Origin of the sequence: Dysgonomonas sp. Marseille-P4677, assembly GCF_016652235.1 — a bacterium.
GTDB lineage: Bacteria > Bacteroidota > Bacteroidia > Bacteroidales > Dysgonomonadaceae > Dysgonomonas.
In genome coordinates, this window is the sequence record NZ_JAEPKU010000243.1 from 1 (window position 1) to 2,357 (window position 2,357).

Consider the following 2,357-nt stretch of genomic DNA (forward strand, 5'->3'; position numbering starts at 1 on the left):
CTTTGGTTGCAGACACGAGTATATGAAAAGAAACAGTTATATCCTTATTCTCTTATTCCACACAGTCTTTTTGTCTTTCTGTCCGGCTCAGGTAGCTTTGGTTGCAGACACGAGTGTTTTAGTAGCCTCTCACCGCGGAGACTGGCGCAACTATGCGGACAACTCGCTGGAAGGCATCGTCGGCTGCATTGCTATGGGCGTCGATATTGTCGAACTCGATGTTTCCCGGACAAAGGACGGTCATCTGATCCTGATGCACGATAAGACTGTAGACCGTACCACCAACGGCAAAGGAGCGGTAAGCGATCTCACCCTCGAGCAGATCAAAGAATTACGGCTCAGGAACGGGCTGGGGCGTCCTTCCGAATTTACAGTTCCTACCCTGGAAGAAGCCATGCATGTGGCCAAAGGTAAGATCAGGGTCAACCTGGATAAAGCAGATAAATACTTCAGGGAAGTATATGAAGTCCTTGAAAGAACAGGTACGGTAGAACAAACCATTATTAAGTCCGAACGTTCCTACAGCGAACTGCGTGTTATTCATGGTGAAGCTCTGGATAGGATGACCTTCATGCCTGTTGTTAATATCAACGAAGCAACAACGATAGCTCATTTAGATTCACTTCTGTCAGAAAAGTATCCTTACTACGAAATTGTCTTTAAGACCGAAGATAAAGAAAAGTTGCGCCATATACAGGATAAATTGCGTGGTACAGGTTCGGTCATCTGGATCAACTCCCTTTGGCCTTCCCTTTGTGGCGGGTACAGTGACGACCGGGCCTTGAAAGACGCCGAAGGTACATGGGGTTACCTGATCCGCACTTTGGGAGCCGGCATCATTCAGACAGACCGTCCATTGATGATGCTGGAGTATTTACGCAAAGAAGGACTTCATCCCTAATCATCGATCATAAGCCTTCCCTGTATAGGTTGACAGGCTATTTCTATCGAATAAGAAAACATACAATCCATTATCGTTATCCGGGAGCAGGTATAGCTTCCGGTTGGGGATTGTCGTATCCCATCCAATAAAACAGAATATATATCATGATAAAAAAGATAGCACAATTTTTTGCACCGCTACCCGACAAAGAAGAGTTGGTTGAAGACCCCAAAAAGCTGAAACGCCTTCAATGGTCCTTCTTCCTCTCTGCGACGCTGGGCTATGGTCTGTATTACGTCTGCCGCATGAGCCTTAATGTGGTAAAGAAACCCTTGGTTGACAATAATATCCTGAGCGAACAGGAACTGGGCCTGGTAGGTTCGGCACTCTTCTTCACTTATGCTGTAGGCAAGCTTGTCAACGGCTTTCTTGGCGACCGGGTTAATATAACGCGTTTCATGTCCTTTGGCTTACTTGTTTCCTCGCTGATTAATATCACGCTGGGCTTCAGCCACTCGTTCTGGGTTTTTGCCATTCTATGGGGTATCAACGGCTGGGTTCAGAGTATGGGAGCCCCGGGGAGCGTTGTGGGTTTGTCCCGATGGTATACCGATAAGGACCGAGGCTCTTTTTATGGATTCTGGAGTGCGAGCCATAATATCGGTGAAGCAATCACATTTATCGCCACAGCGGCGGTGGTAAGCGTATTGGGCTGGCGTTGGGGTTTCGAAGCCGCAGGCATCGCGGGTTTGTTCGGGGCAATAATCATCCTGCTTTTTATGAAAGACAGTCCCACCAGCCAGGGCCTTCCCTCCGTTATTTCGGCCAGGGAAAGAGAAAAGACTGCTGGTCTGGCACAGAAGGAAGTCCTGATGAATCCCTTTATCTGGATTCTTGCTCTGTCCAGTGCCTTCATGTATGTGAGTCGTTACGCGATCAACAGTTGGGGTATCTTTTTCCTTGAGAACCAGAAATCGTACACATCGCTTGAGGCCAGCAGCATTGTCGCTGTCAATTCGGTTTGTGGAATTATAGGTACAGTCCTGTCCGGTTTCCTGTCCGACAAGCTATTCAAAGGTAACCGGGTCACACCGGCCGTCCTCTTTGGTGTGCTGAATACGGTTGCAATATCGCTGTTTGTATTAGTGCCCGCAGGCTACCACTATGTGGATATAGTGAGCATGATCCTGTTCGGACTATCCATTGGTGTTCTGATCTGTTTTCTGGGCGGTCTTATGGCTACAGACATAGCTCCCAAGAAGGCCTCAGGGGCTGCCTTGGGTATTGTGGGTATAGCCAGTTATCTGGGCGCAGGCATCCAGGATATCCTAAGCGGGCATCTAATCGGTGACAGCAAAACGGTAACGGCTGGAGTTGCTGCCTATGATTTCTCATCGGTTCAATACTTTTGGATTGGTTCCGCGGCTTTATCTGTCCTTTTTTGCGCAATGCTATGGAAGGCTAAAAAAAGATA

Annotated in this window: 2 protein-coding genes; both read left to right on the top strand. The window is 47.9% G+C overall.

Annotation, left to right across the window (positions count from 1 at the left end):
* Positions 1-22 precede the first annotated feature (22 nt).
* Positions 23-901: a glycerophosphodiester phosphodiesterase family protein gene (locus JGH11_RS19750; RefSeq protein WP_201114644.1), complete on the top strand. Its 879-nt coding sequence runs from the start codon at positions 23-25 to the stop codon at positions 899-901.
* A 146-nt stretch (positions 902-1,047) separates the two neighbouring features.
* The coding region (locus JGH11_RS19755; RefSeq protein ID WP_201114646.1) for an MFS transporter at positions 1,048-2,357 on the top strand (1,310 nt) is incomplete at its 3' end.